Annotated in this window: 19 protein-coding genes; 10 read left to right on the top strand and 9 right to left on the bottom strand. The window is 64.0% G+C overall.

Going from position 1 to position 23,166, the window contains the following annotated elements; genetic code table 11:
* Positions 1–86: 86 nt before the first annotated feature.
* The 6 genes from dcd to AX702_RS12635 all read right to left on the bottom strand — a co-directional run bounded on the left by dcd (position 87) and on the right by AX702_RS12635 (position 5,946).
* The gene (gene dcd / locus AX702_RS12660) at positions 87–641 is read right to left on the bottom strand and encodes a dCTP deaminase (RefSeq protein WP_066780064.1); all 555 of its coding nucleotides are present in this window, start codon (positions 639–641) and stop codon (positions 87–89) included.
* Positions 642–732: 91 nt separating this feature from the next.
* Positions 733–2,070: a HAMP domain-containing sensor histidine kinase gene (locus AX702_RS12655; RefSeq protein WP_231731840.1), complete on the bottom strand. Its 1,338-nt coding sequence runs from the start codon at positions 2,068–2,070 to the stop codon at positions 733–735.
* Positions 2,067–2,786, bottom strand: a complete 720-nt coding sequence (locus AX702_RS12650) for a response regulator (protein WP_066780125.1) — start codon at positions 2,784–2,786, stop codon at positions 2,067–2,069. The genes AX702_RS12655 and AX702_RS12650 overlap by 4 nt, the downstream gene beginning before the upstream one ends.
* 80 nt (positions 2,787–2,866) lie before the next feature.
* A complete protein-coding gene (locus tag AX702_RS12645; RefSeq protein ID WP_066780060.1) occupies positions 2,867–3,481 on the bottom strand; it encodes an EF-hand domain-containing protein in 615 nt (204 codons plus the stop codon).
* A 138-nt stretch (positions 3,482–3,619) separates the two neighbouring features.
* A complete protein-coding gene (locus AX702_RS12640; protein WP_066780058.1) occupies positions 3,620–4,405 on the bottom strand; it encodes a thioesterase family protein in 786 nt (261 codons plus the stop codon).
* Positions 4,402–5,946: a class I adenylate-forming enzyme family protein gene (locus AX702_RS12635; protein WP_066780057.1), complete on the bottom strand. Its 1,545-nt coding sequence runs from the start codon at positions 5,944–5,946 to the stop codon at positions 4,402–4,404. The genes AX702_RS12640 and AX702_RS12635 overlap by 4 nt, the downstream gene beginning before the upstream one ends.
* Positions 5,947–6,012: 66 nt before the next feature.
* Here AX702_RS12635 and AX702_RS12630 point away from each other — a divergent pair, with 66 nt between their 5' ends.
* Positions 6,013–6,798: an SDR family NAD(P)-dependent oxidoreductase gene (locus tag AX702_RS12630; RefSeq protein WP_197420596.1), complete on the top strand. Its 786-nt coding sequence runs from the start codon at positions 6,013–6,015 to the stop codon at positions 6,796–6,798.
* 123 nt (positions 6,799–6,921) lie between these two features.
* Here AX702_RS12630 and AX702_RS12625 read toward each other — a convergent pair whose 3' ends face one another.
* A complete protein-coding gene (locus AX702_RS12625; RefSeq protein WP_066780055.1) occupies positions 6,922–7,620 on the bottom strand; it encodes a glutathione binding-like protein in 699 nt (232 codons plus the stop codon).
* A gap of 45 nt (positions 7,621–7,665) precedes the next feature.
* A complete protein-coding gene (locus AX702_RS12620) occupies positions 7,666–8,874 on the bottom strand; it encodes an MFS transporter (RefSeq protein WP_156455477.1) in 1,209 nt (402 codons plus the stop codon).
* A 123-nt stretch (positions 8,875–8,997) separates the two neighbouring features.
* Between AX702_RS12620 and AX702_RS12615 the strand changes: the two genes are divergently transcribed.
* The 4 genes from AX702_RS12615 to AX702_RS12600 all read left to right on the top strand — a co-directional run bounded on the left by AX702_RS12615 (position 8,998) and on the right by AX702_RS12600 (position 16,026).
* Positions 8,998–10,218 carry an acyl-CoA dehydrogenase family protein gene (locus tag AX702_RS12615; RefSeq protein ID WP_066780053.1) on the top strand — a complete coding sequence of 407 codons (1,221 nt, stop codon included), beginning with the start codon at positions 8,998–9,000 and terminating at the stop codon, positions 10,216–10,218.
* A gap of 105 nt (positions 10,219–10,323) precedes the next feature.
* Positions 10,324–11,388 carry an acyl-CoA dehydrogenase family protein gene (locus AX702_RS12610; RefSeq protein WP_066780051.1) on the top strand — a complete coding sequence of 355 codons (1,065 nt, stop codon included), beginning with the start codon at positions 10,324–10,326 and terminating at the stop codon, positions 11,386–11,388.
* A 174-nt stretch (positions 11,389–11,562) separates the two neighbouring features.
* Positions 11,563–14,616 (top strand): TonB-dependent receptor plug domain-containing protein, encoded by a 3,054-nt coding sequence (locus tag AX702_RS12605; RefSeq protein ID WP_066780048.1) that lies wholly within the window; start codon positions 11,563–11,565, stop codon positions 14,614–14,616.
* 108 nt (positions 14,617–14,724) lie between these two features.
* On the top strand, positions 14,725–16,026 hold the full coding sequence (locus tag AX702_RS12600) for a spinster family MFS transporter (RefSeq protein ID WP_066780046.1): 1,302 nt from the start codon (positions 14,725–14,727) through the stop codon (positions 16,024–16,026).
* A gap of 214 nt (positions 16,027–16,240) precedes the next feature.
* Here AX702_RS12600 and AX702_RS12595 read toward each other — a convergent pair whose 3' ends face one another.
* Positions 16,241–17,485: a TetR/AcrR family transcriptional regulator gene (locus AX702_RS12595; RefSeq protein ID WP_066780044.1), complete on the bottom strand. Its 1,245-nt coding sequence runs from the start codon at positions 17,483–17,485 to the stop codon at positions 16,241–16,243.
* Positions 17,486–17,641: 156 nt separating this feature from the next.
* On the opposite strand from AX702_RS12595, the gene AX702_RS12590 reads away from it, so the two are divergent.
* From AX702_RS12590 to AX702_RS12570, 5 genes are all read left to right on the top strand, one after another.
* Complete coding sequence (locus AX702_RS12590; protein ID WP_066780042.1) at positions 17,642–18,958, top strand: acyl-CoA dehydrogenase family protein; 1,317 nt, start codon at positions 17,642–17,644, stop codon at positions 18,956–18,958.
* Between the two features lie 162 nt (positions 18,959–19,120).
* Positions 19,121–20,209 carry a Zn-dependent alcohol dehydrogenase gene (locus AX702_RS12585; protein WP_066780040.1) on the top strand — a complete coding sequence of 363 codons (1,089 nt, stop codon included), beginning with the start codon at positions 19,121–19,123 and terminating at the stop codon, positions 20,207–20,209.
* Positions 20,206–21,282 carry a phosphotransferase family protein gene (locus AX702_RS12580; RefSeq protein WP_066780038.1) on the top strand — a complete coding sequence of 359 codons (1,077 nt, stop codon included), beginning with the start codon at positions 20,206–20,208 and terminating at the stop codon, positions 21,280–21,282. The genes AX702_RS12585 and AX702_RS12580 overlap by 4 nt, the downstream gene beginning before the upstream one ends.
* 119 nt (positions 21,283–21,401) lie before the next feature.
* A complete protein-coding gene (locus tag AX702_RS12575; RefSeq protein WP_066780036.1) occupies positions 21,402–22,166 on the top strand; it encodes an SDR family NAD(P)-dependent oxidoreductase in 765 nt (254 codons plus the stop codon).
* Positions 22,167–22,271: 105 nt separating this feature from the next.
* On the top strand, positions 22,272–23,069 hold the full coding sequence (locus AX702_RS12570) for an SDR family NAD(P)-dependent oxidoreductase (RefSeq protein ID WP_066780117.1): 798 nt from the start codon (positions 22,272–22,274) through the stop codon (positions 23,067–23,069).
* The last annotated feature ends 97 nt before the right edge of the window (positions 23,070–23,166 follow it).

Raw genomic sequence — 23,166 nt, 5'->3', positions numbered from 1 at the left:
GCATCCAAGATGCACGTGGGAGACGTTCATGTCAGGTAGGAAGACTTTCGCCTAACCGCCGGACGCCTAACAACCTTCTTCTGATTTCACAGGCGCGGCAATGTCACGCCAAGCTGCCCCATATATTTGCCGGCCCGGTCGGCATAGCTAGTCTCGCACGGCTCATTGCCTTGCAGGAACAGGAACTGGCACGCGCCCTCATTGGCGTAGATCTTCGCGGGGAGCGGGGTGGTGTTGGAGAATTCCAACGTGACATGCCCCTGCCAGCCCGGTTCCAGCGGCGTGACGTTCACGATGATGCCGCAGCGCGCGTACGTGGACTTGCCAAGGCATATCACCAGCACGTCACGCGGAACGCGAAAATATTCCACCGTGCGGGCGAGTGCGAAGCTGTTGGGCGGGATGATGCACACGTCGGTCTTGCGATCGACAAAGCTGTTGGCAGCGAAGTCCTTGGGATCGACCGTCGCAGAATCGACGTTGGTAAAGATCTTGAATTCATCAGCAACTCTAGCGTCATAGCCGTAAGAGCTGAGACCATAGCTGATGCAGCCGTCGCGCCGCTGGGCCTCCACGAACGGTTCGATCATGCCGTGCGCAAGCGCCTGCTCGCGAATCCAGCGGTCGGATTGGATGGACATGTGCGTGGCTCCCTCGCGGGTGCTCTTTGCCGCACATTGATCAGGAGGCAAGCCCGCGCGCGGATCATGTGTACGTTCCCGCTGGTACCGATCAGCCCTGCGCGGTCGCACCTACGGGAAGAGCGATGGTTGCCACCAATCCGCCTCCGGGGCGATTGGCCAGGGTGATCGTGCCGCCCGCATCCTGAACGATCGCCTGCGCCAGTGCCAGCCCAAGGCCGATACCGCCAGTTTCCCGATTTCGGGAAGTCTCAAGGCGCGTGAAGGGATCGAAAACCTTCACCAACCCATCTTCCGGTATTCCTGGACCACGATCGGCGACGCAAACGCGGATGGTCGTTGGCTCGCGCAGGATCGTTACCTCGGCCGAGCCGGCATATTTGATCGCATTCTCGATCAGGTTTCGCACGGCGCGCCTGAACAGCGTCGGCCGCAGGTGCATTCGCAGCCGCGCATCCGCTTCGAAGAGAACCTCCGCGCCAAGGTCGTGGAAATCGTCCACCACGGCATCCACCAGCGCGTTAAGATCGACTTCTGTGACGGGTTCGCTCGGGCGGCCCAGGCGCGCAAGGGAGAGGATGTCGTCGAGCGTGCGGCTCATTTCCGCGATCGTGTCTGCCATGCGCGCGCGGTCCTGCTCGTCCTCGACGGACTCGATGCGCACCCTCAGCGCGGCCAGCGGCGTGCGAAGATCATGGCCGATCGCGCCGAGCATGCGATCCTTTTCGTCCAGCATAGCCGTGACGCGCTGCGCGAGGCCGTTGAACGCGACAATCACGTCGCGCACGTCGCTCGGCCCCTCAACAGGGAGGGGTGGCAATTCCTTGCGGGGCGCAAAGGAGCGCGCTGCACCGGCCAGTCCTCGCAGCGGACGGGAAATCCGGCGGGTAATCCACAGAACGGGCAGCAAGATCAGGATGTAAATGATTAGCGTCTGGGACAGCAATGCCCATAGGATTCGATTGTCTCGCCGCGGCCACGGCGCGTTGGTGGTGATCCAGGATCCGTCGGCGAGCTGAACGGCGATCAGCAGCGTATCATTATGCCGCCCGATCAGCCGGTCTCCACGGTGTTTGGGTTCATGAATGCGCAATCGGATGCCGGTATCGATCCGGCCGGCGGAGATCCCCAGTTCGGCCAACTGCGTACGAAGCTCGGCCGCGATCATCGGCATGCGTTCCAGATCGCTCGGGATGGGATTGGTGTCGCGCCGCCGGACCCGGCTGCGCTCCTGCGCCGTTCGTCGGTCCATGGCATGATCGAGCGCATCGGCAATCCGAACGGCGGCGGGGCGGGTCGCCTGCGCCAGCCGAAAGTTGGCCCGCTCGCGCAGGACCAGCGCAAGATTGATCGCCTGCGCGGCGAAAAGCGCCAGAGCGAGTAGAAGGGCAAGCTGGCCGGAAAGGTTTCGAGGATACGGCAGCTTCACAAGCGCGTCACCTCTGTCGCAAGCGTGTAGCCGCCGCCCCATACCGTCTTGATCAGCTGCGGGTTCTTGACGTCGGTTTCGATCTTCTTGCGCAGACGGCTCACCTGATTGTCGATGGCGCGATCGAATGCCGCCGCTTCTCGCCCCTGGGTCAGATCCAGCAACTGGTCGCGCGTGAGCACCTGGCGCGGGCGGGTGACGAGCGCATGAAGGAGGTTGAACTCGCCGGTGGAGAGCGGAACGGCGACGCCCTCCTGATCCACTAGCGTGCGCTCGCCCGTTTTCAGGATCCATCCGGCGAAGGCATAGGCTGCGGCATCTGGCGCGTGCTGGCGCGTGCCACCAGCCTGCAGACGGCGCAGCACCACCTTGATCCGAGCGGCTAACTCCCGCGGTGAGAAGGGCTTCACCATGTAATCGTCGGCGCCCATCTCGAGCCCGACGATCCGGTCGGTTTCCTCCGTCCGGGCGGTCAGAAGGATGACGGGCGTGTCGCTGGTCGCCCGGATGTAGCGGCAGAGGCTCAGGCCGTCCTCCCCCGGCATCATGATGTCGAGCACCACGAGGTCGATCGCATAAGCGCCCAGCCGCGTGCGCGCGGCCTCCGCGTCGCCGACCTGCGTAACGCGAAAGCCTTGCTTGGTGAGATATTGCGCGAGCGGCTCGCGGATTGAACGCTCGTCATCGACGAGCAGCAGGTGAGGCGTATCGACCATGGGATCGCCGTCTAGCATGTCACTCTTCCGCGAAAAGCACCGGGCGGGGCACGCCCGGCGCGAGGGATGGCTGTTCTGCCTTACTTCACGGCAGCGGGGTTCGGCCGTGCGCCCATCCGGTTCTTCATCTGGGCGCGTGCAGCTTCCTGCTCAGCCTGGTCGATCCGACCATCCTTGTTGGTGTCCGCCCGATCGAACATTGCAGCGGCGGCAGCGGTTGCTTCGGCCTTGGTCAGGATGCCGTCGCGGTTCGCGTCCGCGCGCATCATCATGCCCATACCGCCCTTGCCGCCACCATGGTGCATCATGCCACCACGGCGGTGATCCCCGCGCTTGCCCCGCATGTTCTGGCGCTCCGCCTGATCGATGCGGCCGTCCTTGTTCGCATCCGCCAGGTCGAAGCGCTTCATGGCGCGCTCACGAAACTGCTGCTGCGTCATGTCAGGTGCATCGGCCCCGCGTCGACCGCGACGTTCGTCTGCCGAGATCTTGCCGTCCCGATTGGCGTCGAAGCGGGCGAACAGCGCGTCGGCAGCGGCAGAGGCTTCGGTGCGGGTGACGATGCCGTCACCATTGGTGTCGGCCGCCGCCGGTCCGCGCTTGGCCATTGCGGCCGACGGCGCAGGGTTCTGCGCGACGGCCACGCCGGCGAGGGTGGTTGCGCTGAGCGCAGCGGCGATGAGGAGGCGTTTCATGGCTTCAGAGTCCTTCGTGTGGACGGAGCAGATGTCCGTCGATGAGGCCCTTATGAAACCGATCTGTCGCCCGACTGTGCCACCGCCCGCGGAAAGTGTCGCAACTTGTCGTCGCGGACGGCTGCGAACGCCGGTGAATCAGGCGAACACGGCGACTGATTGCATCTGTTCCGCCACCATTTCGCCGGCGCTGTTCCAGATCCCCATCTGCTGCGACGAGCTTCCCGCGCGTGCGTAATCCGCGTTGGAACGCAGCAGCCACCACCCATCTTCGGTTCGAGGAGCCGGGCCCAGCACGTTGAGAATCCACGTCATCGAGCTCATCGGCACATTGCGCCCCAGCAGGCGCAGCGCCGCCGGCGGCAGGCAGTCCCCCACCGCAATCAGCTCTACCATCGGGTCGATCCCGTCGCGCTCGTTCAGGCGGGTCCAGCGGAGCCACTCCGCCGGCTGAAGGTCGGCGCCATCCCGCCGGTCGAGGAACTCGAAATTCTGGGTGAAGGCGACATGCGGATTGCCCTTGAAGGTCTTCTCTTCCGGTCCGGGCTGTTCGAAGTCGGGCACCGTGGTGGTCGCGTAATCGATCTCGCTGTCGATCGCGCGCATGAAGACAAAGGTGCAGCGCAGCCCGAGCCCCGCTTCGCTCTCGATATCTGCCTGGATAAAGGCGGCGTTCTTGCCACGACGGAGGCGATGCGTCGTCACCATGACGTGTCCGGAAAGCGGGCCGATGAAGCTGACCTGTGCCGAGCGCAGCGGGGGAAGATCGTCATCGGACTGCATCGCGCAATGCAGCGCCATGGCGGCGGAAAGGCCGCCATAAGCGGTGCGTCCTTGCAGCCAGCTATCCGGAATTTCTCCGCGCCAGCCGGTGCCTTCCGCCATGGGCACCAGATTGTTCAAAATCGTTTTCAGGCTCGTCATGCTGTTTCCCCCCGGAATTCGCCTGCGGAAAGCCGGTCCCGCAACTCCCGCTTCAATACCTTGCCGATCGCGCTGCGCGGCAGTTCATCGGTCACGTACAGCGCGGAAAGTCGCTGGGTCTTGCCGAGCTTCGCATTGGTCGCCGCGCGCACGTCTTCTGCGCTCTCGCTGGCGCCGGCACGGGGCACGTAGAAGCCCACCGGCGTTTCACCCCATTCCTCGCTCGGCACTCCAACCACCGTGCAGTCGGCAACGGCAGGATGCTGTGCGAGTACCGCCTCAAGGTCAGACGGATAGATGTTGAAGCCGCCGGAAATGATCATGTCCTTCTTGCGATCCATCAGGATCAGAAAGCCATCCTCATCGAACCGACCGACATCGCCATGCCTGATCCAGCGATTGCCTTGGGCGTCATGGTATTCCGCATCGCGCGTGGCGCCCTCGCGCTTGTGATAGCCGTTCATCATCGCGGGCGAGCGCCCGACGATCTCGCCCATCTCGCCGGGCGCCACTTCGTTGCCCTCGTCGTCGAGCAGGATTGCTTCATGCCCGGGCGACAAACGCCCGACCGTGTGCAGCTTGTCAGGAAACTCATCCGCGGCAAGGATGAACGACGCGCCCCCCTCGGTCATGCCGTAATATTCGACCAGTTTGCCGGGCCAGCGGTTCAGCACATCGCGCTTCAGTTCCGCCTTGAACGGCGCGGACGTGCACGTCTTGAAGCGAAATGACGAGAGATCGAAGCGGTCGAAGTCCGAGAGGGCCATGATGCGCTGATACTGGACCGGCACCAGCATGGTATGCGTGGCGCGATACTGCTCGGCGAGCTCCAGATAGCGGTGCGCGTCGAACTTCTTCATCAGCACCGCCGTTCCACCCCAGGCGAGTGTGGGCAGGAAGCTGACCAGCGTCGTGTTGGAATAAAGCGGGGTGGCAAGGAGCGTCACCGCTGTGTCGAACCCGGCGGCGCTGTTGCGGGACAGATGCTGCCACCGCATCGCATGGCTCTGAACGATGCCCTTCGGGATCCCCGTCGTTCCGGACGAATAGATGATGTTGAACCCGTCGTTCGGGTGAACGGTCACCGCATCCGGCGTCGCACCTTCAGGAGCCAGCCAGCGGTCGAGTTCTTCCAGCATAACGATCCGCGCGCTCAGCGTTTCAGAGGCGAGCGCTTCGGCGTTGGCTTTATCCAGGAACACCAGATTGGCGCCACTGTCGCCGATCATGCCGGCAATCTGCTCCGGCGTTGCCGACGGCTGGATCGGCGCCGCGATCGAGCCCGCGCGTACAGCCGCCAGGAACACGGCAGCCTGCGCGACGCTGGGGTAGCTCACCATCGCCACGGCCTGGCCCTGAGCCGTGCCGTCGCGCTGAAGCGCCGCGGCCGCACGATCCATCAGCGCGTTCAGCGCGCGGTAGGTCAGCTCGGCATCGCCATCCGTGATGGCGATCTTGTCAGGCTGATTGCTGGCATGTTGCCGGATGAGGTCGGGCAGGGTGCCAAAGGGCTGCGCCAGAAGGTCTGCGATACTCTCCATGCGACGTCGCTAGCGGCAGGCTCTTCCGAATGGCATACGCGACATTCAAAATTAAGGAGGTTGATGATGCGGGGAGGTGTTGCGATCGTAACCGGCGGCGGGACCGGGATCGGGGCCGCGGTTGTTCGGCGGCTTGCCGCCCGCGGCGTGCAGAGCGTGATCAATTACGCTCATAGTCGTACCGAGGCAGAGGGGCTTGCCGAAGAAGTCGCGAACGGATCGATCGCGGTTAAGGCCGACATCGCCGATGATGCGGAATGCCGGAAGCTCGTTGCGACGGCGATGGAGACGTTCGGGCGACTCGACTTCCTTGTGAATAATGCCGGCCGTACCAAGCATGTCGCGCATGAGGATCTGCACGGCTTGGACGCGGAAGACTTCGTGGACATTTACAGGCTGAACACCATTGCCGCGTTCCAAATGGTTCGCGCTTGCGTGCCGGCGATGCAAAGTGGGTCGATGAGCGCGGTGGTGAACGTCGCCTCGATAGCTGGCCTGCATGGGGTCGGCTCGTCGATCGCCTATGCGGCGTCGAAGGGCGCGCTGATCACCATGACGCAGAGCCTCGCCCGCGTTCTCGCGCCGGCGATCCGCGTAAACGCGGTTGCGCCGGGCTATGTCGGGACGGGGTGGTTCGAGAAGGCGCTCGGCGAGGAGGGCAAGGCGAAGCTCGACCACAATATCGCGAAGCGCACGCCGATGGCGATGGCGCCGCAGGCAGAGGATATCGCCGGTCCGATTGAGATGCTGCTGGACCCGGCGGGCAAGGCGATCACCGGAGAGGTCCTGCGCATCGACGCCGGCTTCCATCTCGACACCGGCGGCAGCCGCCGGCCAGGCCGCGAAGGCTGATCCGCCGACGCCGAACGGCATAGCCGCTCGTGCGCCGTCGCGCCTGCAGGTCGACGCCTAGGCGATAGCCGCGCCTCCAAGGAAAGGGGGGCGGCTATCGTGGCAGATCGACGTCGCCGATGCTCAGCGACCGGTCGCGGCGGTCTGTCCGAAGAGCACCTTCTTGGCTTCCTCACTCATCGGAGCGGATTGCGCCTGGACCTCCTTGGCGCGGGCATAGGCCCGCTCGGTTGCGGGTCGCGCCTTGATGGCCTCATGCCAGCGCGCCAGGTTTGGGAAATCCGCAAGGTCCTGCCCCTGCGCGTCAGGCAGGATCCAGGGATAGCTGGCCATGTCAGCGATCGAATAATCGTCGCCTGCCGCGAAACGCCGGTCTGCCAGGCGCCGGTCAAGCACGCCGTACAGCCGGTTCGTCTCCTTCAGATAGCGATCGATCGCATAGGGTACCTTTTCCGGGGCATAGTTGCGGAAATGGTGGTTTTGCCCCAGCATCGGGCCCAGACCGCCCATCTGCCACATCAGCCATTGGTTCACCTCGGCGCGCGCACGGACGCTTTCGCCGCCGAACCGCCCGGTCTTTTCCGCAAGGTACAGCAGGATCGCACCCGATTCGAACACGGAAACGGGCTCGCCGCCGTCCTTCGGGGCGTGGTCCACGATCGCCGGCATACGGTTGTTCGGCGCGATCTTCAGGAAATCGGGCTGGAATTGCTCTCCCGCTCCGATGTTCACAGGCTTGATGGTGTACTCGAGGCCCGCTTCCTCGAGAAACAGCGTGATCTTGTGGCCGTTCGGCGTCGGCCAATAATAGAGATCGATCATCCGTTCCTCCGTTGTGTCGCGCAGCAGATGGTGGGGCCGGGCTGGTCAGGCAAGCCGGCCGGGCCGCCGAACTACGCCGAACAAGAAGATGCAGAAGGTGATTAGGCACAGGATGGCGGCCAGGAGGAACGCGCCGCCGGCATGTCCGCGCTCCGCGCCGAGCGCCAGCGCTTGAGTCATCGCAACGGGGCCGACGATCGCGGCAATGCTGGCGAGGCTCGCCATGCCGCCCTGCAGTGCGCCTTGGTTGGACGGATCGACGCGGGACGACAGCAGCGCGTTGATCGACGGGAAGACCAGGCCGGTGAGCGCGCCCACCGCAATGAGGGCATATATCTGCCACCCCTCCCGCACGAAGACATATCCGGCAAAGACGATCGCGCCGCTCGCCAGCCCGATCAGTACCGTTCGCTCCTCCCCCAGATAACGAATTGCCGGCCGGATCAGGACGACCTGAGCGAACATCATGGCCAGCCCACTCGCTGCGAGCGACCAGCCGACGGCCTCTGCATTCCAACCCAGCGCAAGCGCCGCGAAAAAGGCCCAGGTGGACGGATAGACCATATGAGCCACCTGCCAGACCAATGCGCCCGCCAGCAGCGCGCTTGCTCCCGCGCTCTGGAACAGCGGGGCGAAAGCGCCCACGGCGTTTGCCCGCTTCCAGTCAAATGCACGCCGCCGCTCCGGCGGCAGCGTTTCGGGCATGAACGCGAGGATCAGCACCATGTTGACGAAAGCGAGCCCCGCCGCGGCGAAGAACGGCGCGCGTGCGCCCTGGTCTGCCAGCAAGCCACCGATCGCCGGCCCCAGGATGAAGCCGCCGCCGAAGGCCGCGCCCAGCAAGCCAAAGGCCGGGCCTCGCTTCTCGGGTGGCGTCACGTCCGCGATCACCGCATTGGCCGGGCCGTAGGTCGCGCCAGCGATCCCGGCGATCGCGCGGCCGGCGAACAGCCAGCCGAGCGATGGCGCGACTGCCATCAATGCATAATCGACTGCAAAGCACCCGAGACTCGCCAGCAGCACGCGGCGGCGGCCAAACCGATCCGATAGGCTCCCGATCACCGGCCCGGCGAAGAAGTGAGTTACGGCATAGACCGCCAGCATGTACCCGCCGATCCGCGTCGCTTCGGCAAGCGGTACCTTGCCCAGTTCCACGATCAGCGACGGCAATACCGGCAATACGATCCCGAAACCGATCGAATCGATCAGCATGGCGATCACCGCAATCGGCACGGCACGATGTTCGAATCGCATCGCTCTGGCTCTCCCACGTTTTACCTAGCCGAGCTAAAGCGCCTTGTCCCTTTGCTTGAGACGCGAAACGTGCCATGTCCCGGCCATACCCGATCTTCAGAATCGGCTTCGGAGATTTGATTGATGGCAAGTGTCGCCGAACTAGACCGTTCCACTGACTCGCTGGAGGGCTTCCGCCAGGAAGCGCGGACGTGGCTTGAGGCCAATTTCCCGCAGAGCCTGCGTGGCAAGGACAATGCAATGTCTGCCGTGGATGGTCCGACTGACGAGACGCCGGATCAGAAGGCTTGGCGCGAGGCGATGGGTGAAAAGGGTTGGGGTGTCCCGACCTGGCCGGCGGAACTCGGCGGCGGCGGGCTGACGCGTGAACAGGCGCGGGTGCTCGGTGAGGAGATGATGCGCATCGGGGCGTGGAACCCGATCGGCGGCATGGGCGTGATGATGTTCGGCCCGACCTTGCTCGAATATGGCAATGAGGAACAGAAGCGGAAGCATATTCCGGGCATCGTTCGCGGCGAGGTCCGCTGGTGCCAGGGCTATTCCGAACCAGGCGCCGGTTCGGATCTCGCCAGCCTTCAGACCTTCGCCGAGGACAAGGGCGATCACTACATTGTCAATGGGCAGAAGACCTGGACTTCCGGCGGTCAATGGGCGGACAAGTGCTTCGCGCTTGTGCGCACCGACAAGTCACAGAAGCACGCCGGCATCAGCTTCCTGCTGATCGACATGGATGCGGAAGGCGTTGAGACGCGCCCGATCAAGCTAATCTCCGGCGCCTCGCCGTTCTGCGAAACCTTCTTCACCAACGTGAAGGTGCCAAAAGAAAATCTGGTCGGCCGCGAAGGACAGGGCTGGGAAATCGGCACGCGCCTTTTGCAGCATGAGCGCAATTCGCTCTCCGGGGGCGGCGGATCGCAGGGCCGCATGAACCAGGGTGAGCCGATCCCGTCTATTGCCAAGAAATATCGTGAGCTCGATGCGGAAGGCCGCCTGTCGGACGGCGATCTCAGGACCCGCATCATCAAGCATGAGATGGATCAGCGTGCCTTTGCGCTCACGCTGCGCCGCGCGGCGCTGGAGGCGAAGGGCAATGCCGGGCCGTCCGCCGCGACCAGCGTCATGAAGAACGTCGGCGCGCGGATTACCCAGGACCGCGCCGAACTTGCGATCGAGATCATGGGCATGCAGGGGCTTGGCTGGGAAGGCGAAGGCTTCGCTCAGGAGGAGCTCGCCCAGACGCGCACCTGGCTGTGGGGCAAGGCCGTTTCAATCTACGGCGGCTCGTCGGAAATTCAGAATAACGTGATCGCCAAGCGCATTCTCGGGATGCTCGATCACCAGTGAGTTCGGTTAGGCGCGGCAAGACACGCGTCGGAGAGGGCCGGGTCGAGGAGGAGTGCGCCAGACGCTCCTCCTCCCCGGCAAGTCCTTTGATTGGGGTTTGATGACATGGCGGTGTTGAACGACGAACAGGTGATGCTGCGGGACATGGCGCGCGAATGGGCGGACAATGAATCCCCCATCGCGGCCTTCCGAAAGCTGCGTGATGCGGCTCCCGCAAAGGGCTTTGATGCTGAGGCGTGGACTACCGTCACCCAGATGGGCTGGGCCGGCGTGGTGATCCCGGAGGAATTCGGCGGGTCGGCCTTTGGCTATCTGTCGCTGGGTCTGGTGGTCGAGCAGCTTGGGCGCAACCTGGCCGTATCGCCTTTGTCGTCCACCGCAGTGGCGGCCACCGCGATCGTGATGGGCGCATCCGATGCGGCGAAGCAGGAGTGGCTGCCGAAGCTGGCTTCGGGCGAGGCGGTCGCGACGCTCGCGATCGACGAAGCGCCCGTCCACGGCGGCGCGATCAAGGCGTCGGTTTCCGCTGGCAAGCTCACCGGTACCAAGCGGTTCGTGGCCGAGGGCGACGGGGCCGACGTGTTCATCGTGGCGGCCGCCGACGGCTTGTACCTCGTTGCCAAGGGTGAGGGGGTGACCGTTTCTGCCCGCAAGATGGTGGACAGCCGCAGCCACGCGGACATCGAATTCCGCGATGCTCCGGCCGAGAAGCTCGGCGGTGCGGACCTGACCCAGGCTATTGTCGACCGTGCCACTGCCGTGACGGCCGCAGAGATGCTCGGCATGGCGGACAGCGCGTTCAATCAGACGCTCGATTATCTGAAGCACCGCGTGCAGTTCGGGCAGGTCCTCTCGACCTTCCAGGCACTGCAGCACCGCATGGCGAAGATGAAGACCGAGCTTGAACTCATGCGCTCTGCCGTGGAGGGCGCGCTCGAGGCGATTGACGCCGGCCGCTCGGACATCGATCAGGCGGTCAGCCTGTCGAAGGCGATCGCCAATGATACGCTGCGCGTTGTCAGCCGGGAAATGGTTCAGCTGCACGGCGGTGTCGGCATGACCGATGAATATGACGCCGGTCTGTATCTGAAGCGCTCTGCTGTTCTGGAAACCATGTGGGGCACGGCTTCTTATCACCGCGATCGTTTCGCGCGTCTAAACGGTTATTGAAACGCGTTCTAAAACAATGAGTATGGCGGCGGCAGCCCAGCGGGGCTGTCGCCGCTTTTTCGTTTAATCCCTTTTGCTCTCGTGTTTTCATGCTTGACGCAGCGGAACCCTCAGCGTCTATTCGATGAACCGGTATGGCGCACACAGACGCCAACCAACATTGGGAGAGAGAGAATGGCGAAAGCGGTTTTCGTCCGGGTAAGTGCGTCTGCGCTCGCTTGGGCGCTCGCGATGGGTACGGCGCAGGCCCAGATTGGCGGCGATCCACTTCCGGCCCAGACCTCTCCTGATGTAGCCGAAGCCTCATCGGCACCCGATATTGTCGTGACGGGCACGTTGATCCGCGGCACGCCGGAAAATCTGGCGGTGCCGGTCGATGTGATCTCCAGCGAGGAACTCGCCAAGCAGGGCGCGCCGACGGCTGTCGATCTGCTGAAGAATCTGACTGTGGCGAATGGCACAGTCGGTGACGCGAACCAGTTCGACAATCGCGCGCAAGGGTCCGAGGGCGTTGCCTCGGTCAACCTTCGCGGGCTCGGGCCACAGCGCACCCTGGTGCTGCTGAACGGCAAGCGAATGGTCCCCTCCGGGCTCGGCATCCCGATCGTTGACGTCAACATGTTCCCCGCCGCCGCGATCGGCCGCATCGAAATCCTCAAGGATGGCGCCGCGGCCACCTACGGATCGGATGCGATCGCGGGCGTGGTGAACTTCATCACCCGCACCGATCAGGAAGGGTTTCTGGTTTCCGGAGACTATCGCTGGATCGATGGTTCGAAGGGCGATTACGGCGGCGCCGCGTCGTTCGGCCACGATCAGGAAGGCTTTCGCGTCTTCGCCGCCGTGGGATATCAGCGCCGCTCCGAACTGCGCTTCACCGATCGCGACTTCGCCGTGCGATCCTATCCCGAAAATCCGCAGGGCGCCTGGACGGGCGGCGGCAATCCGGGCAATTTCGACTTCAACGGCACCGTTGGCGGGATCAACCTGACCACGGATCTTGGATGCGAGGGCCTCGGCGGGTTCCGCAGCGCGCCGGGCTCGAATACCGATCGCTGCTTCACCCAGTTCGGCCAGTTCGACAATCTGGTCGAGCCTGAAGAGCGCATGCAGGCCTATCTGGAAACCGAGTTCGACGTGGCGGACAATGCGTCGCTGCGTTTCTCTGGCCTTTACTCGTTCACCAACACGCGGGTGACGAGCTCGCCGAGTTATCTTCCCACGCTGCCGCCCTCCACGAATGCGGCACTCGGCAACAATGCCCTGTTCGTCATCCCGGGCTATTCGCCGGCGCTGCAGGACTATTGCGCCCTCTATGGCGCCCAGGCCGGGTGCACCCGCAATGCTGCCGGCGGGCTGGACAGCGCGGTTGGCCTGCCAGTGCTGTTCCGACCCTTTCTGCTCGGCGGCAATCCGCTGTTTCAGAGTGACAGCAACGATCGCGGTTCGGCTATTTCCAAGCGTGACACGGAGGCGTTCCGCTTCACGGCGGACTTGAACGTCCAGCTATCCAGCGACATCGACTTCGCGACCGGCTTCACCTTCAGCCAATATGAGCGTGACTATGACGGCACCGACTCCTTCGGTGATCTGTTGCAGAACGCGCTGGCGGGGTTCGGCGGTCCTGATTGCGCTTATGCCAGCACGGCGTCACGCGCGGGGCTGACGCCGGCACAGCTTGCCGGCCTGGCCGGCACGAACGGCTGCACCTATTTCAATCCTTTCTCGACCAGCGTCGCCGCCAATGCCGTGAACGGCGTGGCAAACCCGAACTATGCCGGCACGCGCAACCCGGCGGGCTTCAGCCTGACGCCGGGCGCCGGGCTGATCAACGATCCCTCGACAATTGATCTGTTCTTCCGCACCCCCAATACGAAGCTGCGCACGCAGCAATTCGTCGGCGACATGTCGATCTCCGGCCGCACAGGTGTTCGCCTGTGGGCAGATGAAGCAATTGGCTTCGCGCTTGGTGGCCAGTATCGCAAGAACACCTTTCAGCGACGCCTGAACGCCGATTCCAACATCGCCGTTTATCCCTGCCCCGGCACGCCGCTGAACCCTAACGCCACGTGCAATCCGCAGACGGGTGCGTTGGGCTTCCTTGGCACCAATCCGGAGCAGGACGCCGATGCAGACGTCTATGCGCTCTTCGCGGAACTTCAGGTTCCGATCATCAACGCCATCAACCTTCAACTTTCTGCCCGCTACGAGGATTATGGCGGCGCAGTCGGCTCCACCTTCGATCCGCAGGCGCGCCTGAAGGTCGAAGTGACCGATTGGCTCGGCCTTCGCGGTGGCGTGGGAACCAGCTTCCGCGGCCCGCCGCCGCAGAACCTCTCCGGCTCGGTGGTGTCGCTGCAGGTGATCGGAACCGGCTTCCGTGCGGTTGAGGTGTTCGGTGATCCGAACCTCAAGCCCGAAAGCGCGACCACTTACAACGCCGGCGTCCTGATCGACAGCGGACCGTTCAACGCCAGCCTCGATTACTGGCGCTACGAATTCGCCGGGCCGATCGAGTCCGAGCCCGTCTCCGGCCTCACAAACGCGCTGTTTGGCGCCACTGGCTCGGCCAATTGCGGCAATCCTGCCTATGCGGCGCTGCAGGCCCGCTTCACCTTCAACGCAACCGGTTGCGGCATCAACAACGTCAGCCGGCTGCGGGCGCAGGTGTTCAACAGCGCTGACGTGAAGACGTCGGGTTTGGATTTCACCGCCAATTATCGCGGCGAGCTTGGCCCCGTCGACATCGTGGTGGGTGGCGCTGCGACCTATGTCATCGACTATAAGGTCGATGATCTGGTGGTCGAAGGCGTGCTGGTGCAGCCGGCTTTCGACGCCGTGGGTCAGTTGAACTTCCAGACGACGTCCTATCCGATCCCGCAATGGCGCGGGAACTGGTACGTTCAGGGCGACACGGGCGCGCATTCGCTCCGCTTGCAGTTCAATTACGTCGACGGTTACACCGATCAGCGCGGCGCCGCGATCTTCGGGCCGAACCTTGGTGCGCTTGGCGGTGCCGCCAACACGCGCGGCAAGGAGATCGGCTCGTGGCGGACGTTCGATGCCACCTACCGCCTGGCGCTCGAAAGCGGCACGACCTTCACCCTGTCGGCAGTCAACATCTTCGATCGCGAGCCGCCGTTCGCTCGGCTGGATCCGAATTACGACAGCTTCACTGCATCACCTCTTGGCTTTACGCTGAAGGCAGCAGTATCCCAGCGGTTCTGATTCACGGCTGCAACGTTTGTTTCGAAGCGTTGCAGCCGAGTTGACAGGCTGGCTTGTCGCGGCGGCTCGTTTAAGCTGCCGCGATAAGATCACGATTAGGAGAGAGATATGGATGCCAGCACCACGTGGTCGCACGACGAGCGCGACGCGCGGGCGATCCGCAGGAGAGGTTGGACGCTGGCACTGCTGACCATCGCCTATTTTTTCAGTTTCATGGATCGGCAGATCCTTGCCATTCTGCTGGAGGCGATCAAGGCTGACCTGAAGCTCTCGGATGCTCAGCTTGGCCTGCTGTCGGGCCTTATCTTCGCGCTGTTCTACGCCACGCTCGGCCTGCCGATCGCACGCCTGGCGGATCGATCGAGCCGCAGCAACATCATCGCGATCAGTCTGGCCTTCTGGAGCGCCATGACGGCGCTGTGCGGCGTGGCACAGAATTTCACCCATTTGATGCTGTCGAGGATCGGCGTTGGCATTGGCGAGGCCGGTTTCGGTCCGCCCAGCCAGTCGATCATTGCGGACCTTTATCCCCCGGAAAAGCGCGCGAGCGCCATGGCGATCTATTCGCTGGGTGTCTTGTTGGGCGGCGGTCTTGGCATGGTGATCGGCGGCTTTGTGGCGCACTCCTACGGCTGGCGCGCGGCGATGATGGTCGTCGGTTTGCCGGGCATTGCGCTTGCCGTGATCATGAAGCTGTTCGTGGTCGAGCCGCGCCGTGGCCTCGCGGACGGCAAGGCACCCGCATCTCCGGCCGACGCCCCGGCGATCGGTCTGTGGAAGGGCATCGCTTCCCTCTGGCATAATCGCGCCGCCTTCCACCTCGTCGCCGCGATCACCATTACCTCACTGGTCGGCTATGCCGTGACTGGCTGGGGACCGAGCTACATGCAGCGCTCGCTTGGCATGTCGATGCTGGATGTCTCGAAGTACGTCGCGCTTCCCGCGGCGTTCGTGGCGGGCTTCTCCGCCATGCTCGGTGGCTGGTTCTGTGATCGCGCCGCCCGTAACAAGGGCATCTACGCGCAGAGCTTCGTGGTCGTGATCATGAAGGTCATCGCCTTCCCGTTCGCGCTCGGCTTCTACTTCGTGGATCATCTCTGGCTGGCGCTCAGCTCCTACTTCGTCGCCGCCATATTCGCTGGCGCCTATATCGGGCCGACCTATGCCATGATCCAGCACCTGGCCCCGCTTCGGCTCCGCGCGACCTGGGCGGCGCTGACGCTTCTCGCGACCAGCCTGCTTGGTCTCGGCCTGGGGCCGTTCGCGGTGGGGCAGATCAGCGACATGCTGAAGCCGGTGTACGGGCCTGAGTCCCTGCGCTGGGCGATGTTCTCCGTGGCGATGCTGACGCCTTGGGGGATCTTCCACTATTGGCGCGCAGGCGTGCTGATGAAGCGAGCCGGCACGTAAGCCGCGCCATCTGCGTCGCACTTTCGATTGAGTAACGAAACCTGCAAGCTCCGGATCGCCGCCGATCCGGAGCTTGTTCCTTCAAGATAGGCCGTCCGCGCCGCGTGCCGACAAATTAGCTTGGCAGGGTGGCTGCGTGGCGCAACTTCGCAGAACGGCTGGCTCAGCCATCAGCCGTTCTTGAACACCCGTTGTCAGCGATCAGCCGGGCGGATCAGCGCCGGATCATCCGATCATCGAACATGCCGAACGCCAGGGTCGAGGCGTAGAGCGCCACCGCACGATCGCGCGGGATCGCCCAGGCCCATTTCCGCATATCGAAGGCCGCGTTCAGGAATGCCATCACCAGCTGGCTCGCGACCAGCGGATCGACCGCGCGGATCGTACCTTCGGCGATCCCGTCGGAGATCGTGCCCGCGAAGCGCCGTGCGATGCGGTTCGACCGGTCGACCATTGTGGCGCGGACCGACATCGGCAAGCCGCTGAGCGCCGTGGTGCGCAGGAGCGGCGCCGTCTCTGAAAATTGCACTTCCAGCAGCGTCGCGAACATGGCGCACAGCCGCTCCCAATGCGTTCCGCCCTTCTCGTCCGCCAGTCGCTGCGCCGCGGAGATCGTGTCGAAGCTGCGCTGATAGCAAGCGATCACCAGATCATCCTTGGCATCAAGGTGATGGTAGAAGCTGCCCTTGGTGACGTTCAACTCGCTGGCGATCCGTTGCACCGATGCCCCGCGATAGCCCAGCTCGTTGATCAGCCGGGTGGCGGCGTGCAGGAACGCGTCGCGTCCCTCCAACGAGTCTTGCGGCAAGGAGAGGGGGCGGGGCGCCCATTCGGCCTGGCTAGCCGCCAGGCCACGCCGGAACACGTCCATGACACAGGTTTCGACGCGGGCGAGCTGATCCATGTCGTACCGGTTCAACCACACCGGCAGCCAGAAAGTGTTTTCCATCAGAACGTGCGCGCGGGCGCCATTCAGGTCGGTTTGGGCCCGGGTTTCGGTCGGGCCCCAGAGCAAGCGCGCGCGGCGGAACACTTCGCGCCAGCCCGCCATCAGGCGCGCGCGAACCGGATCTTCCATCGCCCGCAGGTCCGACAGGCCGGCAATCTGGCGTTCCTCGCCACGTTGCACCCGGGCAAGCCGCGCCATGTTGAGCGCTAGATAGCGTTCGACCCGCGCCTCCGGCGTTTCCGCCTCCATCGCAGTGTCCAGCATGACCAGCAGGTAATCGAGCGTATGCTCGAACGCGGCGGCCGCCAGGTCCTCTTTTCGCTTGAAATAGTAGGTGACGCTTGTGGTGTTCAGCCCCACGCGCCGCGCTACATCCGCGAAGGTCATGCCCTTCGCGCTTTGTTCATTGATCGCGTCGGCAGCTGCGGCGAGGATGGCTTCGCGCTTTGCTCGAAAGCGACGTGTGCCTACCTCCTCTCCATCGCCGCCCGGTTCCCCCCGAGCCTGCATCCCATCAATCCTAGCGACTAATTTTCGAACGAACAGTCCCTTTTTGCATTCGCCGGAACCTCACCGAGGCAGGGGGTCATCTCGCCGATTCGAGTGCTTGTCCGAAGATGCGGTACGCTTTACAGCTTTGGTCAAATAGCGAAGCGGAGGGATGCCATGGACTTCACCTTGACCGAGCGCGAGACCTACTTCCGGGACCGCGTGAAGGCCTTCATCGACGCGGAAATCGCGCCGCGCCAGGCCGAATATCACGAACAGGCGCATAGCGGCGACAAGTGGAAGGTCATCCCGGTCATCGAGGAAGTCAAGGCCAAGGCGCGCGAGGCGGGCCTGTGGAACTTCTTCATGCCACCGCATTCGGGCCAGCAGCATGTTGATGACACCTTCACGTTCGAAGGAACGCAGCTCACCAACCTCGAATATGCGCTGTGCGCCGAGGAAATGGGAAAGATCGGCTGGGCGAGCGAGGTCTTCAACTGCTCCGCGCCTGATACGGGCAACATGGAAGTGCTGCACCGTTACGGCACGCTGGAGCAGAAGGAGCGATGGCTCCGCCCGCTGATGAATGGCGAGATTCGCTCGGTGTTCCTCATGACCGAGCCGGCCGTTGCGTCCTCCGATGCGACCAATATCGAAACTCGGATCGAGCGGGATGGCGATCATTACGTCATCAACGGTCGCAAATGGTGGTCGTCGGGCGTTGGCGATCCGCGCTGCAAGATCGGCATTCTGATGGGGAAGACGAGCTTCGAGGGCTCGCGTCACCAGCAGCAGAGCCAGGTCCTGGTGCCGATGGATACGCCGGGTATCAAGATCGAGCGGATGCTTTCGGTCTACGGCTATGATCATGCGCCGCACGGCCATGGCGAGGTCAGCTTCACCAACGTCCGTGTGCCGGTCGAGAACGTGATCCTTGGCGAAGGGCGTGGGTTCGAGATCGCGCAGGGTCGGCTCGGGCCCGGCCGCATCCATCACTGCATGCGCACCATCGGCGTGGCCGAAGTCGGGCTGGAGAAGATGGCGAAGCGGCTGCTCAGCCGGGTCGCGTTCGGCAAGCGCATTTCCGATCATTCGGTATGGGAGCAGCGTATTGCCCAGGGCCGCATCGAGATCGAGATGACGCGTCTTCTTTGTCTCAAGGCGGCGCAGACCATGGATGCGGCTGGTAACAAGGCCGCGAGCCAGGAGATCGCGATGATCAAGGTCTTCGCGCCAAACATGGCGCTGCGGATCCTGGACGATGCGGTGCAGGCGCATGGCGGCGGCGGCGTTGCGGAGGACTTCGGTCTCGCGCACGCCTGGGCGTCGCAGCGCACGCTGCGCCTCGCCGACGGCCCGGACGAGGTTCACGCCCGCGCCATCGCTCGCAATGAGTTCGGCAAGTACGGCGATTGGAAGGCGGACATCGCCAACGATCGTGGTGCGCCGCGTGCTGGCGAAATCTCGAGCGGCGACATCGGCGTGTCGCGCTGAACGCCGCCTGATCGAACAACAATCATCCGTTCGGACTGAGCCTGTCGAGGTCCGTGTCACAGCCAGGAACGTAGGTGGCACGCGCTTCGAGGAACCCATCAAACCTAGCTTGATGGGCGCCCCGGCAGGCTCAGGGCGCACGGGGAGGGGAAGTGAGAAACCGTGAAAGCCGCAGTAATATTCGAAACCAAGGCGCCGCTTCAGATCGAGGACGTCGTCGTATCCAAGCCGGGCCCACATGAGGTGCTGATCCGCACCGTTGCATGCGGTGTTTGCCGGTCCGACCTGCACTTTGTCGATGGCGCCTATCCGCACCCGTTGCCCGCCATTCCGGGCCACGAGGCAGCCGGCATCGTAGAAGCCGTGGGTGATGAAGTGCGCACGGTGAAGGTGGGCGACGCCGTCGTCACCTGCCTCAGCGCCTTTTGCGGGCATTGCGAATTCTGCATCACCGGCCGGATGTTCCTGTGCGTCAGCGCCGAGACGCGCCGTGGTCCGAAGGCGGAACCGCGGCTCAAGCTCGCCAATGGCGGCGTGGTGAACCAGATGCTCAATCTGTCGGCCTATGCCGAACAGATGCTGGTTCACGAGCATGCCTGTGTCGCTATCGATCCCGAGATGCCGCTGGATCGCGCGGCGCTGATCGGTTGCGCGGTGACGACGGGCGCGGGCGCGGTGTTCAACACCACGGACGTGACGCCGGGCGAGACGGTGTGCGTCGTCGGTTGCGGCGGCATCGGTCTTGCCGCGGTGAATGCGGCCAAGATCGCCGGCGCTGGCAAGATCATCGCGCTCGATCCGGTGCCGGAAAAGCGCGCCGTTGCCGAAAAGCTTGGTGCCACGCATACTTACGATCCGATGCAGGACGGCGTCGTTGGCGAAGTGGTCGAGCTGACCAAGGGCGGCGTGCACCATGCGATCGAGGCGGTCGGTCGGCCGCACTCGGCCCAGACCACCGTCGACGTGCTCCGCCGCGGCGGTACCGCGACGATCCTCGGCATGATGCCGCTCGATCAGAAGGTCGGCCTAAGCGCGATGGAATTGCTGTCGGGCAAGAAGCTGCAGGGCGGCATCATGGGGTCGAACCGCTTCCCGGTCGATATCCCGCGACTGGTCGATTTCTACATGCGCGGCCTGCTCGATCTCGACACGATCATCGCGGAGCGCATGCCGCTCAACCGCATCAACGATGCATTTGACGAGCTCCGTAAGGGTGATGCGACCCGCAGCGTGATCGTGTTCGATCAATGAGCACGGCGGTAGCGGAAGATACCAGCCTCCAGTCGGAGGTGAGCGAGCGCGATCGGCTGGACACCGATCGCCTCTCGGCCTGGATGGCGGCGCATGTGCCGGATTTTGCGGGTCCCCTGACCTATGCGAAATTCGCCGGCGGGCAGTCGAACCCGACGTACAAGCTGATGACGCCGGGGCGGAACTACGTGCTGCGGCGAAAGCCGATGGGCGAGTTGCTGCCCTCGGCGCATCAGGTCGATCGCGAGCATCGGGTGATGGCGGCGCTTCACCCCACCGGTTTTCCGGTGCCGCGCCAGTACGGCCTGTGCGAGGACAATGATGTCATCGGATCGGCCTTCTACGTCATGGAGATGGTCGACGGCCGGACGATCTGGGACGGGTCGTTCCCCGGCATGGATGCCGACACGCGGCGCGCGCATTATTATGCAATGATCGATACGCTGGCGGCGCTTCACAATGTCGATTTGAAGGCCACGGGGCTGGAGGATTTCGGCCGGCCGGGCAACTACTTTGAGCGTCAGGTCAGCCGCTGGACCAAGCAATATCGCGGCGCCGAGACCGAGCATATGCCGGCCATGGAGCGGCTCATCGAGTGGTTGCCCAAGACCATTCCCGAACAGACCCGAACCGCGATCGTCCATGGCGACTATCGCTGCGACAATATGAAGTTCGCGCCCGGGCTCGAGCCGCGGGTGGCGGCCGTGCTCGACTGGGAATTGTGCACCACCGGCGATCCGCTCGCCGACCTCAGCTATTTCCTGATCAGCTGGGTGACCGTGCCGGAAGGTCGATCGGGCGTGATGGGCCTGACGGGGCCGGAAACCGGCATTCCCACCGTGGAGGAAGTAGTCGCGCGCTATTGCGAGAAGACCGGGCGGGATGGCGTGCCCGATCTTAACTGGCTGCTCGCGTTCAACCTCTTCCGCCTGGCCTCGATCGTCCAGGGTATCCGCAAGCGCTTCCTGATCGGCACCGCGTCCAGCGCCAATGCGGAAGCGACCAGCGCGCGCGTCCCCATGCTGGCCGAAGCGGCATGGGAGTTCGCCCGCAAGGCAGGGGCCAGCGAATAGGGAATCTCCCTCTCCACGCTGTCGGGGAGAGGGTCGCGGAGAGGGGCAGTTTCGGAGCGGTGCGGCATTCGACCGCCCCTCTCGCCGGCCCGCTCCCACAAGTGGGAAGAGGAAATTCGATGAGTCTGTTCGATCTGTCCGGTAAGGTCGTGGTGATCACCGGTTCGTCGCGCGGGATCGGCAAGGCCAGCGCGATCGCTTGCGCCGAGCAGGGTGCCAGGGTGGTGATCTCCAGCCGCAAGCAAGACGCCTGCGATGCGGTCGCGGCTGAGATCAACGAGCGGTTCGGCGCCGGCACGGCCGTGGCGGTTGCGGCGAACATCTCGGACAAGGCGGCGCTACAGCACCTGGTGGACCAGAGCCGCCGGGAGTTCGGCCGCATCGATTGCCTGGTCTGCAACGCCGCGTCCAACCCTTATTACGGGCCGCAGGAGGGGATCGCCGACGAGCAGTTCCGCAAAATCCTCGACAACAACATTCTGTCGAACCACTGGCTGATCACCATGGTCGCGCCGGAAATGAAGGAGCGGGGAGAAGGCTCCATCGTCATCGTGTCCTCGATCGGTGGCCTGCGCGGATCGACCGTGATCGGCGCTTATTGCATCAGCAAGGCGGCGGACATGCAGCTCGCGCGCAATCTGGCGCATGAATATGGCAAGCACGGCATCCGCGTGAACTGCATCGCGCCGGGCCTCATCAAGACCGATTTCGCCAAGGCGCTGTGGGAAGACGAAGCCGCTGTCGCAGATCGCAACAGCACCACGCCGCTGCGCCGCATCGGCGAGCCGGAAGAGATCGCCGGCGCCGTCGTGTACCTGGCGTCCCGGGCCAGCGGCTTCATGACGGGGCAGACGATGGTGATCGACGGCGGCGTTACGATCTGATCCGCCTTGAGCATGGTGTCTTCGGCGCTGGGCCGAAGGCACCTGTATTGATACGCGGAAAACTATGCGGCCTCTCGGTCCATCCGGAGGCGAACGGAGTGCATGATGGCTAGGTTCACCGACAAATCGATCATCGTCACCGGCGCGGGCTCTGGCATCGGCCGGGCCGCGGCGACGCTGTTTGCGGCCGAGGGCGGTCAGGTGATCGTGGCCGACAAGGTTGGCGCCGAAGCGACGGCCGAGGCGATCCGCACCGCGGGCGGCATTGCTCATGCGATCGACATGGATGCGGGCAGCGAAGAGGATGTCGTCCGCACGGTCGCGCTGGCGTGCGACAAGTTCGGCGGTCTTGACGTGATGTTCGCCAATGCTGGCATCTCGGGCGGCATGGCCAACATCTTCGATACCGACGTGGCGCTGATCAGCGAAGTGCTGCGCGTGAACGTGATCGGTCCGTTCCTTGCGATCAAGCACGGTGCACCGCGGATCGCGGAGCGCGGCAAGGGCGCCATCATCCTTACCGCCAGCGTGGCCGGCATCCGCTCGGGCGCGGGCTCGCCGGCCTATTCCGCGTCCAAGGCCGGCGTGATCAATCTCGCGCAGGTGTCCGCGCAGCAGCTTTCCGGCTCGAACGTGCGCGTGAACGCCATTTGCCCGGGCCTCACCGAAACCGGCATGACCAAGCAGGTGTTCGATTATGCCCGCGATGCCGGGAAGATGGACCGCGTCGGCCGGCTCAACCCGCTGCGTCGCGGGGCACAGCCGGAGGAACTCGCCCGTGTCGCGCTATTCCTCGCTTCCGACGATGCGAGCTACGTCAACGGACAGGCGATTGCCGTGGATGGCGGGCTGTCGTCCAGCCATCCGGTGACCAGGCAGGAATATGGTCGCACCACCGCCTGAGAGGGGTGGTCGATCACGCTAGGAGGCGCACTTCTGGAAGCAGGCAATCGATCGCCACTCCCGGAACCTTCACCATTGCCACGGGGGAACAGGCGCG

Origin of the sequence: Sphingomonas sp. CCH5-D11 (genome assembly GCF_001557395.1) — a bacterium.
Taxonomy (GTDB): domain Bacteria; phylum Pseudomonadota; class Alphaproteobacteria; order Sphingomonadales; family Sphingomonadaceae; genus Sphingomonas.
The sequence above is the reverse complement of the archived record's forward strand: the minus strand, read 5'-3'. Positions and strand labels throughout refer to the sequence as shown.